This window comes from Pseudomonas sp. D47, assembly GCF_045447305.1.
Classification (GTDB): domain Bacteria; phylum Pseudomonadota; class Gammaproteobacteria; order Pseudomonadales; family Pseudomonadaceae; genus Aquipseudomonas.
In genome coordinates this window covers 1-1,310 of sequence record NZ_JBJGXU010000152.1, presented here as the reverse complement: position 1 = coordinate 1,310, position 1,310 = coordinate 1, and the positions used below count along the sequence as shown (strand labels likewise).

The 1,310-nt window shown below is 53.8% G+C and carries 2 protein-coding genes; both read right to left on the bottom strand.

What is annotated here, in order from left to right:
- Nucleotides 1-174: 174 nt before the first annotated feature.
- Nucleotides 175-576, bottom strand: coding sequence for a hypothetical protein (locus ACI77I_RS31985; RefSeq protein ID WP_407000198.1), 402 nt, complete (start codon nt 574-576; stop codon nt 175-177).
- A gap of 438 nt (nt 577-1,014) precedes the next feature.
- Nucleotides 1,015-1,266 carry a hypothetical protein gene (locus tag ACI77I_RS31980; RefSeq protein WP_407000196.1) on the bottom strand — a complete coding sequence of 84 codons (252 nt, stop codon included), beginning with the start codon at nt 1,264-1,266 and terminating at the stop codon, nt 1,015-1,017.
- Nucleotides 1,267-1,310: the final 44 nt, after the last annotated feature.

Below are 1,310 nucleotides of genomic sequence, written 5' to 3'. Positions count from 1 at the left end.
GCGATGGCGCTACCCAGATCAGTCAGGGCCTTGTTGATGTCCTGGCTCATCGGGAGCGCGTGGCGCAGGCGGGTGACGTTGTTCATCTGAAAACCTCGCGCCACGATTTGGCGCATCCGAAAACGTGTCGCCCATTGGCCGGGTATACTCCGCTAACTTTGACATTTCGAGACTTCAAACCAATGCACGGACGCTTATATCTCTGTGCGTTACTTCTCGCTGGCCCGGCAATGGCTGCGCAGGCCTCCCGCTACAGCTACGACGAAGCCCCAACTGATGGCTACAGCCAAGCTGGATTGTGAATCGCTGCCCGATGACCTTGAAGCGGACTATGCGAAAGCGATGCGCCTTACCAATGCCGGCGACGATCTTCGGCTCGGTCACACCCAGGTAGGTGCTGACCATGCTCGTCAAATAGATCGAGCAGGCCATGCCGGTGATGAGGAAGATCATCCAAGCACGCCAGTCGTTCAAGTCGTCCTTATGCCACCAGCTGGCGATCACAGCGCCACCCAGGCCCGAGATAAGCAATTCGAACCTGTCGATTTTGTCGAGCAGGCGCTGTAGATACTCCATGCGCTCGACTTCGTAGGGCATGAAAAAGAAAAAGCCCGCGCAGTGGCGGGCTGTTAGTTGAGTGCTATTGTCGAGGCAGGTACGCGGAGCGAACAATCCAGATCCAATAAGGCATGGAATCCTATGAAAGCCAGCGAATTGATCAGGCTACTCAACGAATCGATAAAAGAGCATGGCGACCATGCTGTCTGCACATGGTCTCCTTTTGAATCAAGCGACGTACGACCAGTGTCTTACCTGCGTCGCATGCACGCGCAAGGAGAAGATGTGTCCGTGATTGATTGCCATCGCAATTGGCCTAGCAAAACGGGCGAACCTTCCGGCGACGGCCGCGACAATGCTTAAACCTGAATGAGGGACCCAAAAAAGCCTGGATCGCATTTCCGGGCTTTTCGCATAGATTTGTTCTTAAAAATCGGGGTTCAATTACCCGTGGGCTCACCTAGAGAAAGTGATCACCAAATCGTCCAAGCTGCCACTGATTTCGACTGACCACTCACGACACTCGTCTGCAAGTTTGCACAGAAAAATATCGAAGGCTTCGGACGACATCGTAGGACTTACCTCAGCGGTTACCGACGCTCGGATAACAAAATGATGAAATCCACCGCTCACTAAAGGACGCGCCGGGAGGAGCTTCTCGACCTGCCCCATGAGTTCGGCGGCGATGCTTTGTGCAGAAATTTCCATGACCAGAGTCCCTTCAAGCACCTACAAAAAAGCCCTACTCATTG

What these genes read in the sequence shown, in the direction of transcription:
- ACI77I_RS31985 (WP_407000198.1), bottom strand. Translation starts at nt 576, where the DNA reads ATGGAGTATCTACAGCGCCTGCTCGACAAAATCGACAGGTTCGAATTG.
- ACI77I_RS31980 (WP_407000196.1), bottom strand. Translation starts at nt 1,266, where the DNA reads ATGGAAATTTCTGCACAAAGCATCGCCGCCGAACTCATGGGGCAGGTC.